Genomic DNA, 18977 nt, shown 5'->3' on the forward strand with positions numbered 1-18977 from the left:
TGTTCAAAGGGGTTATGGATAAGTTACGGGCGTTCTTGGTCGGTTTGCCTCGACGGAAAAAGCGGCTGATTCAGGTCAGCACCGATGTATTGGTGGTCTGGGCCGCATTGTGGCTTGCGTTCGTCGTACGGCTGGGCGTCGATGAAATGGCTAATCCAATCATCGCCCACCTTTGGCTGTTTATCGCGGCGCCTGTGGTGGCGATACCCCTGTTCATTCGCTTTGGAATGTACCGAGCGGTGATGCGGTATTTCGGTAACGATGCGCTGATTGCGATCATCAAGGCGGTCAGCCTTTCATCGCTGATCCTCGGTGTCGTCGTATATTGGTACAGCAATCACCAGAACGTGGTTCCGCGCTCGATCATTTTCAACTATTGGTGGCTCAGCCTGATTATGGTGGGCGGGCTGCGCCTGGCGATGCGCCAATATTTCCTGGGGGACTGGTTCACGGCAGCTCAGCATGTTCCGTTCACCAGCCGGGAAGATGGTCTGCCGCGGGTTGCCATTTATGGCGCGGGCGCAGCGGGCAATCAATTGGTCGCGGCGTTGAGGATGGGCAGGGTGATGCGCCCTGTGGCTTTCATCGACGATGACGAGAGCATTACTGATCGAGTCATTTCTGGTCTGCAGGTGTACAAGGCCAAGCACATCCAGCGCATGATCGATACCACCGGCGCCCAGGAAATACTGTTGGCCATCCCGTCCTCCAATCGCGGGCGCCGCCGTGAAATCCTCGGTTTCCTCGAAGGCTTCCCGCTGCATGTGCGAAGCGTTCCGGGTTTCATGGACTTGGCCAGTGGTCGCGTCAAGGTAGACGACATTCAGGAAGTCGACATCGCCGACTTGCTGGGCCGCGATACCGTACCTGCTCAAGACGAGCTCCTGGAGCACTGCATCAAGGGCCAGACTGTTCTGGTAACGGGCGCAGGCGGTTCGATCGGTTCCGAGCTGTGCCGGCAGATTCTGGCGCTGCGTCCGACGACACTGCTGCTGTTCGAACACAGTGAGTTCAATCTCTACAACATCTTGTCGGAACTTGAACAACGCGTCGTTCGTGAGTCGTTGCCGGTCAAGTTATTGCCCATCCTCGGCTCTGTGCGTAACCAGTCCAAACTGCTGGATGTGATGAAAACCTGGCGCGTGGATACGGTTTATCATGCCGCAGCGTATAAGCATGTACCGATGGTTGAACACAACATCGCAGAAGGTGTGCTCAACAACGTAATCGGCACCTTGAATACTGCCCAGGCTGCACTTCAAGTTGGCGTTTCCAACTTTGTTCTCATCTCTACGGACAAAGCCGTACGCCCGACGAACGTCATGGGCAGTACCAAGCGTTTGGCCGAAATGACCCTGCAGGCGCTCAGTCATGAACTGGCTCCCGTATTGTTCGGCGATAAATCAAACATCTCACGCGTTAATAAAACCCGCTTCACGATGGTTCGTTTTGGCAATGTACTGGGTTCCTCCGGCTCAGTGATCCCGCTGTTTCATAAGCAGATCAAGTCTGGCGGCCCATTGACGGTCACCCACCCCAAGATCACTCGTTACTTCATGACGATCCCTGAAGCTGCGCAGTTGGTGATTCAGGCAGGCTCCATGGGCCTTGGCGGTGATGTGTTTGTGCTGGACATGGGCGAGCCGGTGAAGATTGTCGAGCTGGCCGAAAAAATGATCCATCTCTCCGGCCTGAGCGTTCGTTCCGAAAAGAATCCCCATGGTGATATTGCCATCGAGTTCTCGGGCTTACGTCCTGGCGAAAAGCTTTACGAAGAGTTGCTGATTGGTGACAACGTCGTTGCGACCCGGCACCCGATGATCATGAGTGCCAACGAAGATCATCTGTCATGGGAAGTACTTAAAGGCAAGCTCTCTGAGCTGCTTGCTGCGGTTGACGAGGATGACTACACCCGTGTCCGTCAACTGCTGCGCGATACGGTCAGCGGCTATGCACCCGACGGCGAAATCGTCGATTGGATCTATCAGCAACGTCGCCTGGAGCCCTGAGTTAACACGCTGTTACTCAACCATTTTTGACACTCTCCAACCATCGCCTAAGTTAGAAAAGCAGCTTCGGAAAAGCTGCTTTTCTCTTACCGATGTCATGGAGCTTCACAATGCTGAACACCTACGTTTCCTCCCTTATCTTCGCCTTGCTCGCCAGCGTCTCTGTCGCCACCACCGCAGCGCCATCCGCCAAACCTGAAGTCCCGACCCCCATCTCCGCGCAAATGGCCAAACCCGAGCAGTCCGCCAAGGTCAACCTCAACGCGGCCGATGCAGAAACCCTGCGACGCGATTTGTTCGGTATCGGCGCCTCCAAGGCAAAAGCGATCGTTGCCTTTCGCGAAAGCAATGGCCCCTTCACGGCGGTGGACGAATTGCTGGAAGTAAAGGGTATTGGCAAGGCCTTGCTGGAAAAGAATCGCGACAGGCTGGTGATCAACTAAAGGGCACAGCCCGGGAGGCCGATCATTGATCGGCCTTTTATCATGTGCGTTTTTAGCGCGCCCTGGCATGAAATGTGGTTACCTCAAGATCATCGATTGTTCAACAGTCACTCTTGATGGAGGATTGCCCCGTGTATAAAGACTATCCGGCCGCCTACCAAGTCAGTAAAGGTTCGGCATTACAGGTGGATACGGCGTTCTACGAGCGTATTCGGGATCGCCAGGACCAGCGCACTCTGATCGAACAGTTCGAGGTACCGATCCGCACGGGCAGGGCATGGAAAGTCCCTGCCGGGCATGTCTTTCGCGTGACCACTCCGGTGGGTCCGCAGGTGGGGGATTTCAACGTGTGGAACGCCAATGATCCGCGCGAGCGTCTCTGGGCGGCTCGCACTCGGCAACTTCAAGGTGCCCATGTCAGCACTCACGACCGCTTGTGGTCGAACCTTCCTTTCCTGAGGCCACTGGTCACCATCACTGACGACAGCCTGGCAGGCTACGGCATAGATGAGCATGGCGGGCGTCTGCACGATTTGCTTGGTACGCGCTGCGATCCGTATGTGAACCGCATGCTTACCGGTGAGGACTTTCATCATCATTGCCATTCGAACCTGACCCGTGCGGTATTGCCCCACGGTCTGACGGAATTCGATGTGCACGACGTGCTGAATATTTTCCAGTGCACCGGGCTTAATCACGATGACATGTACTTTATGAAAGCCTGTCCGGCGCAGAAGGGCGATTACCTGGAGTTTTTCGCCGAGATTGATTTGCTGTGCGCGCTGTCGACGTGTCCGGGTGGGGATTTGTCGCTGCCGATGTGGGGGCCGGATGCGCAGGATCCATTGACAGTGTGTCGTCCGTTGGGCGTCGAGATTTACACCTTGGAGGAGGGGCTGCTTGAAGGCTGGAGTCAGCCCGAACGTGCTGCCTATAAAGGGCAGCACGGGTTGCAGATTACCAAGGCGGCTTGGGAGTAGCCCAAGGTTCAGCGATCCTGCGCATCCTTGGCATCCGCCTGCGCATTGCGTTCGGCCACGCGCTTGCGTTGGTCGTCGGTGAGTTCCACTTTGTTGGCGCTGTCGCGCAGCATCATCAACCCACCGACGATCGATCCGATCGCAACTACCATAATCAACCACGCATACCACGGCATAAGGCTCTCCTTGAGGCAGGTTGCCGAGGGAGAATTTTCCCACGGTAATAACTGCTTTGAGTTACGGGCGTTCTGAGTAGTTCAGTGTAGGCCCGTTCTGCCTCGCCACCTTATAACCCGGTTAACATCGCATCCGCCGGCGCATCGGCGCGGTCTTGGGCGGTGAGTTGGAAGTAGATGAAACCTGCGGCCATGAAACCAAGGAAAATCAGCCCGATCAGTGTGTTGAACCAGGCCATCGCCACCAGGCATACCACGGCCAGTACTAGCGCGATGCCCGGCACGACGGGGTAGCCCGGTGCGCGGAAAGTCCGTTCCAGCAGCGGTTCGGTTTTGCGCAATTTGAACAGGCTGAGCATGCTCATGATGTACATGACGATGGCGCCGAACACGGCCATGGTGATCATCGCGGCGGTCAGGGTCATGCCGCCCAGGTTGATCAGGCCGTCGCTGTAGATCGCGGCAATGCCGACCACGCCACCGGCGATGATGGCGCGGTGGGGTGTCTGAAATCTCGACAGCTTGGCCAGGAAAGGTGGCAGGTAACCGGCACGCGCCAGGGCGAAGAACTGTCGCGAGTAACCGAGAATGATGCCGTGAAAGCTCGCCACCAGGCCGAACAGGCCAATCCACACCAGCATGTGCAACCAGCCGGAGCTTTCGCCCACCACGGTTTTCATCGCCTGGGGCAGCGGGTCGTTGATGTTTGACAGGGTGCGCCAGTCGCCCACGCCGCCCGCGAAGAACATCACGCCCATGGCCAGGATCACCAGGGTGAGGATGCCGCTTATGTAGGCTTTCGGAATGGTGCGCTTGGGATCTTTCGCTTCTTCGGCGGCCATGGCCGCGCCTTCGATGGCGAGGAAGAACCAGATGGCGAAGGGGATCGCGGCGAACATGCCGGCAATCGCCGGGGCGCCGAAGGTGTCGGAGCCGGCCCAGCCGTTCAGGGCGAAGTTGCTGAAGCTGAACGCCGGGGCGACGACGCCCATGAATACCAGCAGTTCGGCGACGGCGAGCACGCAGACCACCAGTTCGAAGGTGGCGGCGAGTTTCACACCGAGGATGTTCAGGCCCATGAACACGATGTAGGCGCCGACGGCGGCGTGTTTCGGGTCCAGTGCCGGAAACTGCACATTGAGGTAGGCGCCGATGGCCAGGGCGATGGCGGGCGGCGCGAAGACGAATTCGATCAGGGTTGCCAGGCCGGCAATCAAGCCGCCTTTTTCGCCGAAGGCGCGGCGGCTGTAGGCAAAGGGGCCGCCAGCGTGGGGAATCGCGGTGGTCAGTTCGGTGAAGCTGAAGATGAAGCAGGTGTACATCGCGGCGACCATCAATGAGGTCACCAGAAAGCCCAGTGTGCCGGCTACGCCCCAGCCGTAGCTCCAGCCGAAGTATTCGCCGGAAATCACCAGCCCGACGGCGATACCCCATAGATGGAGGGTGCCCAAGGTGGGGTTGAGTTGTGTGTTCATTGTGATGAGTTCCCTGAACGGTTGGAATGATTCAGGGTGTTGCAGTGGCTATGCCAGGCTACGCAAACCTGTCGCAAAGCGGCGCCTATGTCGCCTGCGAGACGGTTTAGCGTTTGAATGCGGCCTGGCGTGCACCAGATAGGGGCGGTATTGCCTGGACCGCCGCCATCGCGGGCAAGCCCGGCTCCCACAGTGGACCGCGTCAGGCCTGGAAAAAACGCGATCAAAAGGTGGGAGTGGGCTTGCCCGCGATGAGGCCCTCTCAGTCACCGCCAATTCCCCCGTAAACCCCGCATAAAGCCACTCTTTACGCCATCTTTACGCCCCGCGCCCTGCGTCGCTCTCGTTCCTTTACACCGCTCCTGCGGACAATGGCCTCACACGCGGCACTCGCCGTTAAACGGAGAAACTTCCATGAGCGTTCTGGACGGGGTGTCACTGCTATTGGCCGTGGCGCTGTTCATTTATCTGCTGGTTGCGCTGTTACGCGCGGATCGGAACTAGGAGCGGGCTATGCACAGTTATGACTATTGGCTGATCATCGCTTTCTTCGCCGTGGTACTGGTGCCGGCACCGTTTCTGGGGCGGTTCTATTACAAGGTGATGGAAGGCCAGCGCACATGGCTGACGCCGGTGCTGGGGCCTGTGGAGAAAGCCTGTTACCGCCTTTCGGGCGTGGACCATCAACAGGAGCAAAGCTGGCAGAAATACACGCTGGCGTTGCTCGCGTTCAACCTCGCGGGCTTCTTGCTGCTGTTCGCCATCCTGTTGTTTCAGGACTATCTCCCACTCAATCCGCAGAAATTGCCGGGCCAGGAATGGACGCTGGCGTTCAACACAGCGGTCAGTTTCATGACCAATACCAACTGGCAGAACTACAGCGGCGAAGCCTCCCTGAGCTACCTCAGCCAGATGGTCGGCCTCACCGTGCAGAACTTCGTCAGTGCCGCCACCGGGCTGGCCGTCCTGGTCGCGCTTTGCCGTGGGATCGGTCGCAAATCCACCACGACTTTGGGTAATTTCTGGGTCGACATGACCCGCGCCACCCTCTACGGCTTGCTGCCGCTATGCCTGGTGCTGGCGCTGTTCCTGGTATGGCAGGGTGTGCCGCAGACGTTCGCCCATTACGTTGAAGCCGTGACGATGCAAGGTGTGGATCAAGTCATCCCGCTGGGCCCGGCAGCCAGCCAGATTGCCATCAAGCAACTGGGCACCAATGGTGGCGGCTTCTTTGGGGTGAACTCGGCGCATCCGTTTGAAGACCCGACGGCGTGGGCCAACCTCTTCGAAGTGGCGTCGATCATTCTCATCCCGGTCGCCCTGGTGTTCACCTTCGGCCATTACGTTAAAGACCTGCGTCAGAGCCGCGCGATTCTTGCGTGCATGCTGGCCTTGTTCCTGATTGGCGGCGCGACGTCACTGTGGTCCGAGTACCAGCCCAACCCGACCCTGAACAACCCGGCCGTGGAGCAGACCGCGCCGCTGGAAGGCAAGGAGACGCGCTTCGGCACTACGGGCACCGTGCTGTGGTCGGTGACCACCACTGCGGCGTCCAACGGTTCGGTCAACGGCATGCAGGACAGCCTCAACCCTCTGAGCGGCATGGTGGCGCTGGTCAACATGATGGTCGGCGAAGTGATTTTCGGCGGCGTCGGTGCCGGTCTGTACGGCATGTTGCTCAATGTGTTGATCGCGGTGTTCCTCGCCGGCCTGATGATCGGCCGCACCCCGGAATACCTGGGCAAGAAGCTTCAGGCCAAGGAAGTGCAGTTGCTGGTAGTGACCCTGCTGGTCATGCCGGTGGGTGTGCTCGTGCTGGGTGCCATCGCCGCCAGTCTGCCGGGCCCGGCCGGAGCCATCAGTAACCCTGGCCCCCACGGTTTCAGCCAGTTGCTCTACGCCTACACCTCGGCCAGTGCCAACAACGGTTCGGCGTTTGGTGGTTTCAGCGGCAACACCGCGTTTCACAACCTGATGCTCGGGCTCGGCATGTTGATCGGCCGTTTCGGTTACATCCTCCCGGTACTGGCCCTGGCCGGTAGCCTGGCGATGAAGAAGACCGCGCCGATTGGCCAGAACAGCTTCCCGACCCACGGCCCGTTGTTCGTGACGCTGTTGACCGTGACCATTTTGCTGGTGGGTGGCCTGACGTTTCTGCCGACACTGGCGCTGGGTCCGATTGCTGAACACCTGAGCATGGGCTTCTAAGTCAAGGGGATATGAGAATGAACATGTCTGTAAAAAATGCTGCCCCAGCGCGCACTCAGGAGCCCGCCAAAACCGCGATCTCTGCGTTGTGGCGCCCGGCGCTGGTCCAGGCGTTCGTCAAGCTGGACCCGCGTCAACTGCAACGCTCTCCGGTCATGTTGGTGGTCGAGCTGACCGCCATTCTCACCACCGTGCTGTGCTTTGTGCCCGACACCACCGTGCCGACCTTCGTGGCTGTGCAAATCGCGGTGTGGCTGTGGTTCACCGTGCTGTTCGCCAACTTCGCTGAAGCCTTGGCCGAGGGCCGTGGCAAGGCCCGTGCCGACAGCCTCAAGGCCGGCAGTGAAGGGTTGAGCGCACGCCGCAAAGAGGCCGACGGCAGCTTCAAGGTGGTACCGGCCACCAGCCTGCGCAAAGGTGATGTGGTACGCGTCGCCGCAGGCGAAATGATTCCTGGCGACGGCGAGGTGATCGAAGGCATCGCCGCGGTCAACGAAGCGGCGATCACCGGCGAATCCGCCCCGGTGATCCGCGAGTCCGGCGGCGACCGCTCGGCCGTCACCGGCAACACCCGCCTGGTGTCGGACTGGCTGCTGATCCGCATCACCGCCAACCCCGGCGAGTCGACCCTGGACCGGATGATCGCGCTGGTGGAAGGCGCCAAACGCCAGAAAACCCCCAACGAAGTTGCGCTGGATATCCTGCTGATCGGCCTCACCCTGATCTTCCTGCTGGTGGTGGTCACCCTGCAGCCGTTCGCTCACTTCGCCAATGGCAGCCTGCCCCTGGTGTTTCTGGTCGCACTGCTGGTGACGCTGATTCCCACGACCATTGGCGGCTTGCTCTCGGCCATCGGCATCGCCGGCATGGACCGACTGGTGCGTCTGAACGTGATCGCCAAGTCCGGTCGCGCGGTGGAAGCGGCGGGGGACGTGCATGTGTTGCTGCTGGACAAGACCGGCACCATCACCTTCGGCAACCGTCGTTGCTCGGCCGTGGTTGCGGCGCCCGGGGTCAGTGGCCGGGAAGTGGCTGAAGGCGCGTTGTACGCCTCCCTGGCCGATGACACGGCGGAAGGCAAGTCCATCGTCGAGTACCTGCGCGCCTTGCACCCCCAGGCCGAGCCGACGCTGGACCAACTGATCGCCGTACCGTTCAGCGCTGAAACCCGCTTATCCGGCGTCGACTATCAGGGCCGCGTCTTCCGCAAGGGCGCGGTGGATTCGCTGCTGGCATTTATCGGCCAGCAACGCAGCGACCTGTTACCGGCGCTGTCGCGGGAGATCGATAAGATCGCCCAGAGTGGCGGCACGCCGTTGCTGGTGTGCGCCGATGGCAAATTGCTTGGTGCGATCCATCTCAAAGACGTGGTCAAGCCCGGTATCCGCGAGCGTTTCGCCGAGCTGCGCACGCTGGGTATTCGTACCGTGATGGTTACCGGCGACAACCCGTTGACCGCCGCCGCGATTGCCGCTGAAGCCGGCGTGGATGACGTACTGGCTGAAGCCACGCCGGAGAAAAAACTGGCGCGTATCCGCCATGAACAGAACGACGGCCGCCTGGTCGCCATGTGCGGTGACGGCGCCAACGACGCCCCGGCGCTGGCCCAGGCCGACGTCGGCATGGCCATGAACGATGGTACCCAGGCCGCGCGTGAAGCCGCCAACATGGTCGACCTCGACAGCGATCCGACCAAACTGCTGGACGTGGTACAGATCGGCAAGGAATTGCTGGTGACACGCGGCGCACTGACCACGTTTTCCATCGCCAACGATGTGGCCAAGTACTTCGCGATACTGCCGGCGCTGTTTGCCGCGATCTACCCGCAACTGGGCGTGCTCAACGTGATGCACTTGCAGAGCCCGCAGAGCGCGATCCTGTCGGCCATCGTGTTCAATGCGCTGATCATCGTGGTGCTGATTCCCCTGGCGCTGCGTGGCGTGCGCGTGCAGGCCGCGAGCGCGGCGGCACTGTTGCGACGCAACCTGCTGATCTACGGCCTGGGTGGGCTTTTGGTGCCCTTTGTGGGCATCAAGGCAATCGACATGCTGCTGACGGCGCTGCATCTGGTGTAACCCTGCGGTCGATCGTTCCCACGCTCCGCGTGGGAATGCCGCCCCGGACGCTCCGCGTCCCCGCATCACTGAACTGAGGAGTCTGAAATGTCCAACATCATCCGCCCAGCCCTGAGCCTGCTGGTACTCATGACCCTGATCACTGGCGTGGCCTATCCGCTGGTAGTCACCGGCGTGGCGCAAGTGGCCTTCCCCGACCAGGCCAATGGCAGTCTGGTGCGCGACGCCGGCGGCAAGGTGCGCGGCTCCAGCCTGATCGCCCAGGACTTTACCGGCGACAGCTGGTTTCACCCGCGCCCGTCAGCCGGTGCCTTTGCCACCGTCTCCAGCAGTGCCAGTAACCTGGGCCCGAGCAATCCGGCCTTGGCGACTCGCATATTCGAGGATGCCAGCAAACAGTCAGTGCCAGGCCAGGGGCCGGTACCGCTGGCCTCGCTGACGACCTCCGGCAGCGGGCTCGATCCACACTTGCCACCCGAGGCAATTGCCTATCAACTGGCGCGAGTGGCGGCAGCGCGAAATGTACCGGTGTCGACCTTGCAGCGGCTGTTGGATGAACACATCGAAAGCCCATTGGTAGGCCCGCCCGTAGTAAACGTGCTGGCCCTGAACATGGCCCTGGAAAAACTCTGAACCCCTGTGGGAGGGGGCTTGCCCCTCCCACATTTGACATCCATTGAGCCTGATTACCTAGACACCTGAGGACCCCCGTGCATGAGCGACTCCGGCCGCGCCGATGCCCTGCTAGCCGATCTGCCCCGCAACGGCCGTGGCCGGCTCAAAGTTTTCCTCGGCGCCGCGCCGGGCGTAGGCAAGACCTACGCCATGCTCCAGGCTGCCCATACTCAACTGCGCCAGGGCGTGAGTCTGATCGCCGGCGTGGTCGAGACCCATGGCCGCGCCGAGACTGAAGCCTTGCTCAGCGGCTTGCCGCAGCAACCGCTGTTGCGCAGCGAATACCGTGGCGTAATGCTTGAAGAAATGGACCTGGACGGCCTGCTCGCGGCCAGGCCCAAGCTGGTGCTGGTCGACGAACTGGCCCATAGCAATGCCCCCGGCAGCCGTCATGAAAAGCGCTGGCAGGACATTCAGGAACTGCTGGCGGCCGGCATCGACGTGTTCACCACCGTCAACGTCCAGCACCTGGAAAGTCTCAATGATCAGGTGCGTGGCATCACCGGCGTGCAGGTGCGTGAAACCCTGCCGGACTGGGTGCTGCAAGAGGCAGACGAACTGCTGCTGATCGACTTGCCGTCCCGCGAATTGCTCGAGCGCCTGCGCGACGGCAAGGTGTATGTGCCGGAACAGGCGCGTGCGGCCATCGATGCGTTTTTCACCCAGACCAACTTGATGGCCCTGCGCGAGCTGGCCATGCAGACCGCTGCCGCCCATGTCGACGACGATCTGGCCCAGGGTTACCGTCAGCTCGGCCAAGCCGCGCCCGCGGTACGTGGCCGTCTGCTGGTGGGGGTCGATGGTGACGCACACGCCGAACGCCTGGTACGCCATGCCAGTCGGGTCGCCCAGCGCCGACATTTGCCCTGGAGCCTGGTGCATGTCGACAACGGCCGCGCGCGGGATGAACAGTCGCGGCTGCGCCTGCAAAATGCCCAGCAGCTGGCTGAACGCTTGGGCGGTGAGGTGGTGCTGCTGCGGGCCGGCGAGGTGGCCAGAACGTTGATCCAGCATGCCGCCGAGCGCCGCGCCAGTCTGGTGCTGGTGGGGCAGTCGCGCATGCGCTGGCGTCGACGGCTGTTCGGCGGCGGCCTCGCCGCACGCTTGCTGCGCAATGCGCGGGGCCTGGAAATCAACGTGCTCGACAGCGACGATATCCCTGCGACGCCGCGCTTGTCGGAGGTGCGTGGGCTGCGCTGGTTCGACTACGGCCTGGCCTTGGTAGCCACCCTTGTCGCGGCGGGCCTGGCGTGGGGTGTGTCCAGCGTCCTGCCGTTGCCGAATATCTCGCTGGTGTTTCTCGCTGCGGTGCTGCTGGTGGCGGTGCGCAGCAGCCTGGGACCTTCGTTGGTGTGCGCGGCGTTGTCGTTCATGACTTACGACTTTCTGTTTATCCCGCCGAATTTCTCCTTCGCCATCCAGCGTGAAGAGGATGTCCTCACGCTGTTGTTCTTCCTGTTGATGGCGGCGCTCACCGGCAACCTGGCCGCACGCCAGCGTCGGCAGTTACAGGCGCTGCGCGATACTCAGGAAGAAACCAGCGAGCTGCTCGACCTGTCACGCAAGCTCACCGCCGCCACGGATCGCCAGGCGGTTGTCAGTGCGGCGGCTCACCACCTGCAAGGCTGGAATGACCTGGATCTGTGCCTGGTCAATCGCGATGGCCAGGGCGGTTGGACGATCGAGACCGGCGGCCCGCTGACCCTCAACGAAGCCGAGCGTGCCGCCGCCGACTGGGCCTGGCAACACGACCAGCCGGCAGGCATGGGCACCGGCACCTTGCCGTTTGGACGCTGGTGGTGGTGGCCGTTGTCGGGTGAAGAGGGCCCGCTGGGTTTGTTGGGCGTCAGCGCGAAAGCCGGCACGGCGTTGAGTGGCCAACGCCGTCGCCTGCTCATCGCCCTGAGCCAGCCGTTGGCCCAGGCGCTGGCGCGTGCGCAGTTGGCGCAGGAGTTGGAGTCCGCGCGTTTGCACGGTGAAACCGAACAACTGCGCAGCGCCTTGCTCGCCTCCGTCTCCCATGATTTGCGCACGCCGCTGACCTCCATGCGCGGCAGTATCGACAGCCTGCTGGCGCTGGGCGAGGCGATCCCTTTGGAGGACCGTCGCGAATTGCTTGAAGGCACCCGCGATGAAGCCGAGCGCCTCGACCGCTATATCCAGAACCTGCTGGACATGACTCGCCTGGGCCACGGCGCGCTGAAGCTGGCGCGCGACTGGGTGTCGCCCGGCGATATTGTCGGCAGCGCCCTTGGCCGATTGCGTGCCGTACTGGCGCCCTTGCAGGTCAATACCGATGTGCCGCCGGACCTGCCGTTGCTCTATGTGCATGCGGCGTTGATCGAGCAGGCGCTGGTCAATGTCATGGAAAACGCCGCGCGCTTTTCGCCGCCCCAGGGCCGCTTGCAGTTGAGCGCCGGCGTGTCGGACGGCCAAGTGTTTTTCGCCGTCGCCGATGAGGGACCGGGAATTCCAGAGGACGAACGCGCGAAGATCTTCGATATGTTCTACACCGCTGCGCGCGGTGATCGCGGCGGGCAGGGCACCGGCCTGGGGCTGGCGATCTGCCAGGGGATGGTCGGCGCCCACGGTGGGCACATCAGTGTGGCCGACGGTATTGAAGGGCGGGGCACCTGTATTACCTTGTTTCTGCCATTGCCGGCACAACCTGCCCTGGAGCAAAACCTGTAGGAGCGAGCTTGCTCGCGAAGGTCGTTAACGATAAAGATGGCTTCCTGAATGTACGCGGCGCCAGACGTTTTTCGCGAGCAAGCTCGCTCCTGCATGGGTTGGTTTTTAATTGATTTTAACTGAGACACCATGAGCCAGACCGCGACAATTCTAGTCATTGATGACGAACCGCAGATCCGCAAATTCCTGCGCATCAGCCTGGCCTCCCAAGGCTATAAGGTGATCGAAGCCGGCACCGGCAACGAAGGCCTGGCTCAAGCGGCATTGAGCAAACCGGATTTGCTCGTGCTGGACCTGGGCCTGCCTGATATGGACGGCCAGCAGGTGCTGCGCGAGTTTCGCGAGTGGTCGACGGTGCCGGTATTGGTGCTCTCGGTGCGGGCCAGCGAAGCGCAGAAGGTCGAAGCCCTTGACGGTGGCGCCAATGACTACGTGACCAAACCGTTCGGCATTCAGGAGTTTCTCGCCCGCGTGCGCGCATTGTTGCGTCATGCACCGGCGGGGGAGGCTCAGGAGGCCGCATTGAGTTTCGGCCCGCTGACCGTGGACCTGGCTTACCGCCGCGTACTGCTCGACGGCGCCGAAGTGCCACTGACCCGCAAGGAATACGCGGTGCTGGCGCAACTGGCGCGGCATCCGGGGCGGGTGATTACCCAGCAGCAATTGCTCAAGGATATCTGGGGGCCGACTCACACCGAAGACAGCCACTACCTGCGCATTGTGGTGGGCCATTTGCGTCAGAAGCTGGCGGATGACCCGGCGCAGCCGAGGTTTATCGTGACTGAGGCGGGTGTGGGGTATCGGTTGCTGGGGGCTTGAGTTTACCGCTGTCCGGACCGGCCTTATCGGGGGCAAGCCCCCTCCCACACTTTGAATGTATTCACAAATCTAAATGTGGGAGGGGGCTTGCCCCCGATAAGGCCCGCTCAGACACCCGCAATTTCAGGCCTGCTCACTCTCATAGCGATCCAGCGTATCACTGGCAATCTCCCGCCCCAACGCGATCAACTCCGGCGCCTTGTAGAACTCGAAAAACCGGCAGACCCGCTTTGGCACGTTGATCAGCACATCCGGCGGGTAACCGGCGATCTTGTACTGTGCCAATGACGTCTGCATCACTTCGAAACTCTGGTTGATCAGGTCCAGCAGTGAGGCCGGCCCGACATTGTCGATAATGAACGAGCCTGTGGCAGACCTCGGAGCGCCGGGCTTTTCCGGCGCCGCGGCGGGTTGCTGGGATTCCGGCTCGGCCGACTCCAGCCACGGGTTGATCTCGGCGGCCTGGGCCTGCAAGGCTTCCTGCTCGAGCTTCATCAACTGCTCGGCCTGTTTGCGCCGGAACGGCAGGTGCGAGCCCAATGATTTCGCCAGGCTGTTGAAGCGGCTTTTGAAGGCCGGCGGGCGCTGGATCACCGGCAGATGATAGTGCTTCTGGTTGGTGGCGTTGAGGTTGACTGCAATGATCAAGTCGCAATGACTCGACACCACCGGCACGATGGGCAACGGGTTGAGCAAACCACCGTCCACCAGCATGCGATTGCCCTGCATCACCGGCGTGAATAGGCTGGGAATCGCTGCCGAGGCGCGCATGGCCTGGTGCAGGCAACCTTCCTGGAACCAGATTTCCTGTTGGTTGGTGAGGTCGGTGGCCACGGCGGTGTAGGGGATGCGCAGGTCTTCGATAGTGATTTCGCCGACGATCTTGCGGATCTGCCCGAACACCTTTTCGCCGCGAATCGCGCCCAGGCGAAAGCTCACATCCACCAGGCGCAATACGTCGAGGTAATCCAGGCTTTCGATCCAGTTTCGATACTCGTCCAACTTGCCGGCGGCGTAGATCCCGCCGACCACGGCGCCCATCGAGCAGCCTGCGATACAAGCGATGTCATAGCCGCGTCGTTCGATTTCTTCGATCACGCCGATATGGGCGTAGCCCCTGGCTCCGCCGGAGCCCAGTACCAAGGCAACACGTTTCTTCATGACCCCGATCCTTCGCAAAACAGGTGCCCACAATGCACCCATCCAGGGGGCGGCTTCAATCCTCGGTGAGCCCTGATAATATTTTTCCAGAATCGCCACAAGGCTCGGGTATGCTCTGGCAATGGGCAGTACCGATTTCAGGCTAGGGACAAGGCACTTTTTCCTGTAGGCATCGTCTACAGGCTACGACAGATTTTGTATATTTTGAGGTGTCATCAATGAAAGCCTGGATGTGTGTGCCTGTGATCCTGTTGGCCTTGGCCGGCTGTGCCGGGAAAACCGCGTATCGCGACAGCTGCGGGTCCCAGTTGGATGCCGCCTGGAAAGAACTGGACCTGGCCAAGGCCGAGGGTTTCGCCGGCACCGTGAGCTATTCCAAGGCGCTGTCGCTGTTGACGGGCGCCAAGACCCAGCAGCAATTCGAAGCGTTCGAAGGTTGCTCCAACAAGGCCGAGAAGGCGCGCTTCTATATTCGTGAGTCACGCGCCGGGCGTTGATTCAGCCACGCGCAGGGTTTTCAATGCAAAGGGAGGGCAGGATGTCAGTGCTGGTCAATCAGTTAGTCGCTCAGGTCATTGGCCTGGAAGTAGGGTTACTGAGCTGTCAGGCTCGTCTTGCCGCCGTCACCGACGGTGAAGCCCTGCACGATCTGCGCACCACCGTACGCCGCCTGCGCAGCCTGTTGCGGCCCTTGCGCGGGTTGCCGGGTGTCGAACAGCTTGAATCCGCCGCCCGCACGGTCGGCCAATTGACCACACCGCTGCGTGACCGCGAAGTGCTGGCAGCGTACTTGCACCAGCACGGGCATCATGAGGCGGCTGAGCGACGTCTGCGCCTGCAACCTGGGGCCTATCGTCAGGTTGCGCAAAGCCCGGAACTGGCCCACCTGCTGCAAATCCTCGATGCGTTTCCACGGTTTATCCGTGCCTCCCAACATCAGAAATTGCTTAAGGGCCTGCGCTCGCGCATCCAGAGACGTCTGGCCAAGCAATGGAAAACCCTTGAGCACGCGCTCAAAGATCCAGAACATGATCGCCACCGTTTGCGCTTGCTGATCAAACGCGTGCGCTACGCAGCCGAAGCCTATCCCGAGTTGGACAAGCTGCCGGTCCGCGCCATGGCCGCTTTGAAAAAAGCGCAGGGCGCTCTGGGTGATTGGCATGACTGCTGGCAATGGCTGCTCCAGGCCGAGCACCAGGCTGACCTGCAGCCCTGCATTGCGACCTGGCGTGCCGCCATGGTCAAGGCCGAGGCACGGGCGGATCGAGTGCTGGACAAGCTCGGCGCGGATTGTTTCTGAACCGGTCCGGCTTTTGGCCGGAATAGGCGCTGTACCTGGCGGGGCGGATGGTTAAGATCCCCTCATCGTTTGCTTGATGTGAGATCGCCATGCGCTTTAGTGATTTGCTCGACGCTGCTCGCAGTCACCCGTTGGATGTCACCATTCCTGCCGAATGGGGCCAGGGCCGCGCCACGTTTGGTGGCTTGGTCGCCGCCTTGCAATACGAGGCCTTGCGGGCGCAAGTGCCGGCAGACCGGCCGCTGCGCTCACTGGCGATCACTTTCGTGGGCCCGGTAGCGCCGGATGTGCCGGCCAGTTATGAAGTTGAAGTGTTGCGCGAGGGCAAGGCCGTCAGCCAATTGCTGGGCCGTGTGGTGCAGAACGGTGAAGTGGCGACCCTGGTCCAGGCCAGTTTCGGTGCATCCCGCGAGTCGCAAATCGACGTGGCGAGCGAGCCGCCCCCGGTGTTCAAACAGTGGGACGAGTGCCAGGAACTGCCTTATATCAAAGGCGTCACGCCCGAATTCATGCGGCACCTGGCAATGCGCTGGAGTGTCGGCGGCCTGCCGTTCACCGGCACTAAATCCCGCGACATGGGCGGTTGGGTGCGTTTGCGTGGAGATGTGAAGGAAGAACCGCTGACCGAGGCGCATATCCTCGCACTGGTCGATGCGTGGCCCCCGGCGTTGCTCCCGCATTTGAACAAACCGGCGCCGGGCAGCACCCTGACCTGGACCATCGAGTTCATCCAGCCGCTGCAGAGCCTGACTACACTCGATTGGTGCCAATATCACGTCAACATCGAACACGCCCGCGACGGCTACGGCCATGCCGCCGCCGCGCTCTGGAGTCCGACCGGCGACTTGATCGCCCTCAGCCGCCAGACCGTGGTGGTCTTCGCCTGACGCTCAACGCGGGTGGCGCTGACGCCAGGCACGCCACCAGCCACCGCTGAGGACAAAGCGCGGGAACGTCACGAACTGCTCGACCACCAGGCGTTGCACCGCATCTTTACGGTCGCTGAACGGCTCACTGGCCTGGGCTTCCAGGCTATGGCCGTGACGCTGCAACGCCAGGCCCCCCAGGATACCGATCACTCCGATGACGACACTGACCAGACTCAGGCTGAACACACCGGAAACGATCAACAGGAAGCCGATGATGAACAGCGGCACGGCAATCAGGTGCAACGCCAGGTTGGCCGGGTGCTGATGGTTTTTTGGGTAATGACGCCATTGCCAGGCGGGGAGATTGGGGTGACGTTTGCCCATGATGGTGAATCCTCTGTCCGTTGAAACAACTTGGACAGAGTTTAGGTGGGGGTTGGCGGGGCAGCGAATCAAACCTGGCTATGGCTGTCATAGACGGTCCCGAGGAGATCGGCGCAACCGGTGCGACGTCTCCCCGGACTTGACACCTACAGCTTCAACTGCCCAATCGCCTTATTCAACTCTCCCGCCAGCGTCGCCAGCTCATTGCTGGTGGTTGCCGAATCCACTGTCTGCTGCACGGTGTTCTCGGTTACATCACGAATGCTCACCACGGCGCGGTTCATCTCTTCGGCAACATGGCTCTGCTGTTCGGCGGCCACCGCAATCTGGGTGTTGCTCTCGCGCATCTGCGCCACGGCACCGGTGATTTCCGCGAGCGCGGCGCCGGCTTCCTGGGCCTGCTGCACGCAGTCATCGGCCTTGAATGAGCTTTCCTGCATGAAGTCCACCGCGTCGCGGGTACCGGCTTGCAGCGCCGAGACCATGCGGGTGATTTCGTCGGTAGAGCTCTGCACGCGCTTGGCCAGGTTGCGCACTTCGTCGGCGACCACGGCGAAGCCACGGCCCATTTCGCCGGCGCGGGCGGCTTCGATGGCGGCGTTGAGGGCGAGCAAGTTGGTCTGTTCGGCGATGCTGTGGATCACGCCGACCACGCCGTTGATTTTCTGGCTGTCTTCGGCGAGTTTCTGGATCATTTCAGCAGTCTGTTGCACACCCGTGGACAGCCCGGCGATTGAACGTTGCACGCGTGTGACCACTTCCTGGCCGCTGCCGGCCAGAGTGTCGGCGGTTTGCGAAAGGTCGCGGGTGGCCCCGGCGTGCTGCGCAATATGGTGGACGGTAGCGGTCATCTCGTTGATCGCCGTGGCGGCCTGGTCGGTCTCGCTTTGCTGGCCGAGCATGCCGTGCTGCACCTCGTTCATGCTGCTGGCCAGGCGTGCGGCGCCCTCGTCCAATTGCCTGGCGGTACGGGCCACGGTGTTGACCACCCGTTGGTAGCCGGCTTGCATGGCGTTGAAGGCATTGGCCATCTGCCCGACTTCATCCTTGCAGGCCAGGGGCACGCGGGCGGACAGGTCGCCGGTCTTCTCTACATGGAGCATCACGTCCTTGAGGGTGTTGAGCTGGCTGAGCAGGAAGCGGATCAGCAATTGGGAGGCGCCGAGCATCGCAAGCATCAGGATCGCCACCGCTACCGCATAGTTGACGAAGCGTTCGCCGAACACCTGGCGCAGGCTTGGCGCGTAGGCGAGTACGGCGACCTGTTGTCCGTCGGCGCGGCGGACGACCTCTGCGCCCAGCAGCGGGTTTATGCCGAACAAAGGCAGGTGACCGAGCTCGACCCAGCCGCTGGCGCCTTGCAAGACGGACAGGTCCTGGCCGGCCCGTTGTGGTGCCTGGTCGCGGGTGAGGGTCAGCCAGTTTTCGCCGGTGGGCAGTGCCTTGTCGGCCGGCCAGGCGCTGAACAACTGCGCCTGGGCCCTGGCCGAATCCTGGGCCCCCTGGCTGCGCGCCTGTTGTTCGAGCTGGACGGCATACAGCACCAGCAGCAGGGTGGTGATGAAAGCCACCGCATTGACGGCCCAGAATTTGTACTTCAGCGAGATATTGCTAAGCCAGGCACCCATGGAGGTTTTCTCTGATAGCGGAAACAGCATTGGCAAGGTGCCATTATTGTGCCGCTACTCAGGAAAGGGTTTTTGACATGGGTC

General features: G+C 61.4%; 17 protein-coding genes. 12 read left to right on the top strand and 5 right to left on the bottom strand.

Translation table 11 applies throughout. The features are described 5' to 3' along the window. Positions 1–14: 14 nt before the first annotated feature. The 3 genes from MRY17_RS07810 (at position 15) to MRY17_RS07820 (ending at position 3432) form a co-directional block, all read left to right on the top strand. On the top strand, positions 15–2009 hold the full coding sequence (locus tag MRY17_RS07810) for a polysaccharide biosynthesis protein (protein WP_243353923.1): 1995 nt from the start codon (positions 15–17) through the stop codon (positions 2007–2009). 110 nt (positions 2010–2119) lie between these two features. After that, positions 2120–2452 carry a ComEA family DNA-binding protein gene (locus MRY17_RS07815; RefSeq protein WP_181285516.1) on the top strand — a complete coding sequence of 111 codons (333 nt, stop codon included), beginning with the start codon at positions 2120–2122 and terminating at the stop codon, positions 2450–2452. A gap of 131 nt (positions 2453–2583) precedes the next feature. After that, the gene (locus MRY17_RS07820; RefSeq protein ID WP_243353539.1) at positions 2584–3432 is read left to right on the top strand and encodes an urea carboxylase-associated family protein; all 849 of its coding nucleotides are present in this window, start codon (positions 2584–2586) and stop codon (positions 3430–3432) included. Between the two features lie 8 nt (positions 3433–3440). Here MRY17_RS07820 and MRY17_RS07825 read toward each other — a convergent pair whose 3' ends face one another. Both MRY17_RS07825 and eat read right to left on the bottom strand, forming a co-directional pair. Beyond that, a complete protein-coding gene (locus MRY17_RS07825; RefSeq protein WP_110623306.1) occupies positions 3441–3608 on the bottom strand; it encodes a DUF2897 family protein in 168 nt (55 codons plus the stop codon). Positions 3609–3718: 110 nt separating this feature from the next. After that, on the bottom strand, positions 3719–5083 hold the full coding sequence (eat, locus tag MRY17_RS07830; protein WP_243353540.1) for an ethanolamine permease: 1365 nt from the start codon (positions 5081–5083) through the stop codon (positions 3719–3721). Positions 5084–5497: 414 nt separating this feature from the next. Between eat and kdpF the strand changes: the two genes are divergently transcribed. From kdpF to MRY17_RS07860, 6 genes are all read left to right on the top strand, one after another. Next, entirely contained in the window at positions 5498–5587 is a 90-nt protein-coding gene (kdpF, locus tag MRY17_RS07835) for a K(+)-transporting ATPase subunit F (RefSeq protein ID WP_003218754.1), read from the top strand. A gap of 9 nt (positions 5588–5596) precedes the next feature. After that, on the top strand, positions 5597–7291 hold the full coding sequence (gene kdpA, locus MRY17_RS07840; RefSeq protein WP_181285519.1) for a potassium-transporting ATPase subunit KdpA: 1695 nt from the start codon (positions 5597–5599) through the stop codon (positions 7289–7291). A gap of 11 nt (positions 7292–7302) precedes the next feature. After that, on the top strand, positions 7303–9366 hold the full coding sequence (gene kdpB / locus MRY17_RS07845; protein ID WP_243353541.1) for a potassium-transporting ATPase subunit KdpB: 2064 nt from the start codon (positions 7303–7305) through the stop codon (positions 9364–9366). An 87-nt stretch (positions 9367–9453) separates the two neighbouring features. Beyond that, positions 9454–9999 (top strand): potassium-transporting ATPase subunit KdpC, encoded by a 546-nt coding sequence (gene kdpC, locus MRY17_RS07850; RefSeq protein ID WP_181285521.1) that lies wholly within the window; start codon positions 9454–9456, stop codon positions 9997–9999. 81 nt (positions 10000–10080) lie between these two features. Beyond that, positions 10081–12732: a sensor histidine kinase gene (locus MRY17_RS07855; protein WP_243353542.1), complete on the top strand. Its 2652-nt coding sequence runs from the start codon at positions 10081–10083 to the stop codon at positions 12730–12732. Positions 12733–12861: 129 nt separating this feature from the next. After that, complete coding sequence (locus tag MRY17_RS07860) at positions 12862–13551, top strand: response regulator (RefSeq protein ID WP_181285523.1); 690 nt, start codon at positions 12862–12864, stop codon at positions 13549–13551. A 123-nt stretch (positions 13552–13674) separates the two neighbouring features. On the opposite strand, the gene MRY17_RS07865 is transcribed toward MRY17_RS07860, so the two are convergent. After that, the gene (locus MRY17_RS07865; RefSeq protein ID WP_181285524.1) at positions 13675–14712 is read right to left on the bottom strand and encodes a patatin-like phospholipase family protein; all 1038 of its coding nucleotides are present in this window, start codon (positions 14710–14712) and stop codon (positions 13675–13677) included. Between the two features lie 218 nt (positions 14713–14930). Here MRY17_RS07865 and MRY17_RS07870 point away from each other — a divergent pair, with 218 nt between their 5' ends. The 3 genes from MRY17_RS07870 to MRY17_RS07880 all read left to right on the top strand — a co-directional run bounded on the left by MRY17_RS07870 (position 14931) and on the right by MRY17_RS07880 (position 16899). Then, positions 14931–15209 carry a hypothetical protein gene (locus MRY17_RS07870; protein ID WP_003238638.1) on the top strand — a complete coding sequence of 93 codons (279 nt, stop codon included), beginning with the start codon at positions 14931–14933 and terminating at the stop codon, positions 15207–15209. A 41-nt stretch (positions 15210–15250) separates the two neighbouring features. After that, positions 15251–16012, top strand: coding sequence for a CHAD domain-containing protein (locus tag MRY17_RS07875; protein WP_243353543.1), 762 nt, complete (start codon positions 15251–15253; stop codon positions 16010–16012). 89 nt (positions 16013–16101) lie between these two features. Then, positions 16102–16899 carry an acyl-CoA thioesterase gene (locus MRY17_RS07880; RefSeq protein WP_191952967.1) on the top strand — a complete coding sequence of 266 codons (798 nt, stop codon included), beginning with the start codon at positions 16102–16104 and terminating at the stop codon, positions 16897–16899. A 3-nt stretch (positions 16900–16902) separates the two neighbouring features. Here the strand turns inward: MRY17_RS07880 and MRY17_RS07885 are convergent, their stop codons facing one another. Continuing rightward, positions 16903–17265, bottom strand: coding sequence for an Mpo1-like protein (locus tag MRY17_RS07885; protein ID WP_243353544.1), 363 nt, complete (start codon positions 17263–17265; stop codon positions 16903–16905). A 146-nt stretch (positions 17266–17411) separates the two neighbouring features. Continuing rightward, complete coding sequence (locus tag MRY17_RS07890; RefSeq protein WP_243353545.1) at positions 17412–18893, bottom strand: methyl-accepting chemotaxis protein; 1482 nt, start codon at positions 18891–18893, stop codon at positions 17412–17414. Positions 18894–18977: the final 84 nt, after the last annotated feature.

The organism is Pseudomonas orientalis (assembly GCF_022807995.1).
GTDB classification, from domain to species: domain Bacteria; phylum Pseudomonadota; class Gammaproteobacteria; order Pseudomonadales; family Pseudomonadaceae; genus Aquipseudomonas; species Aquipseudomonas orientalis_B.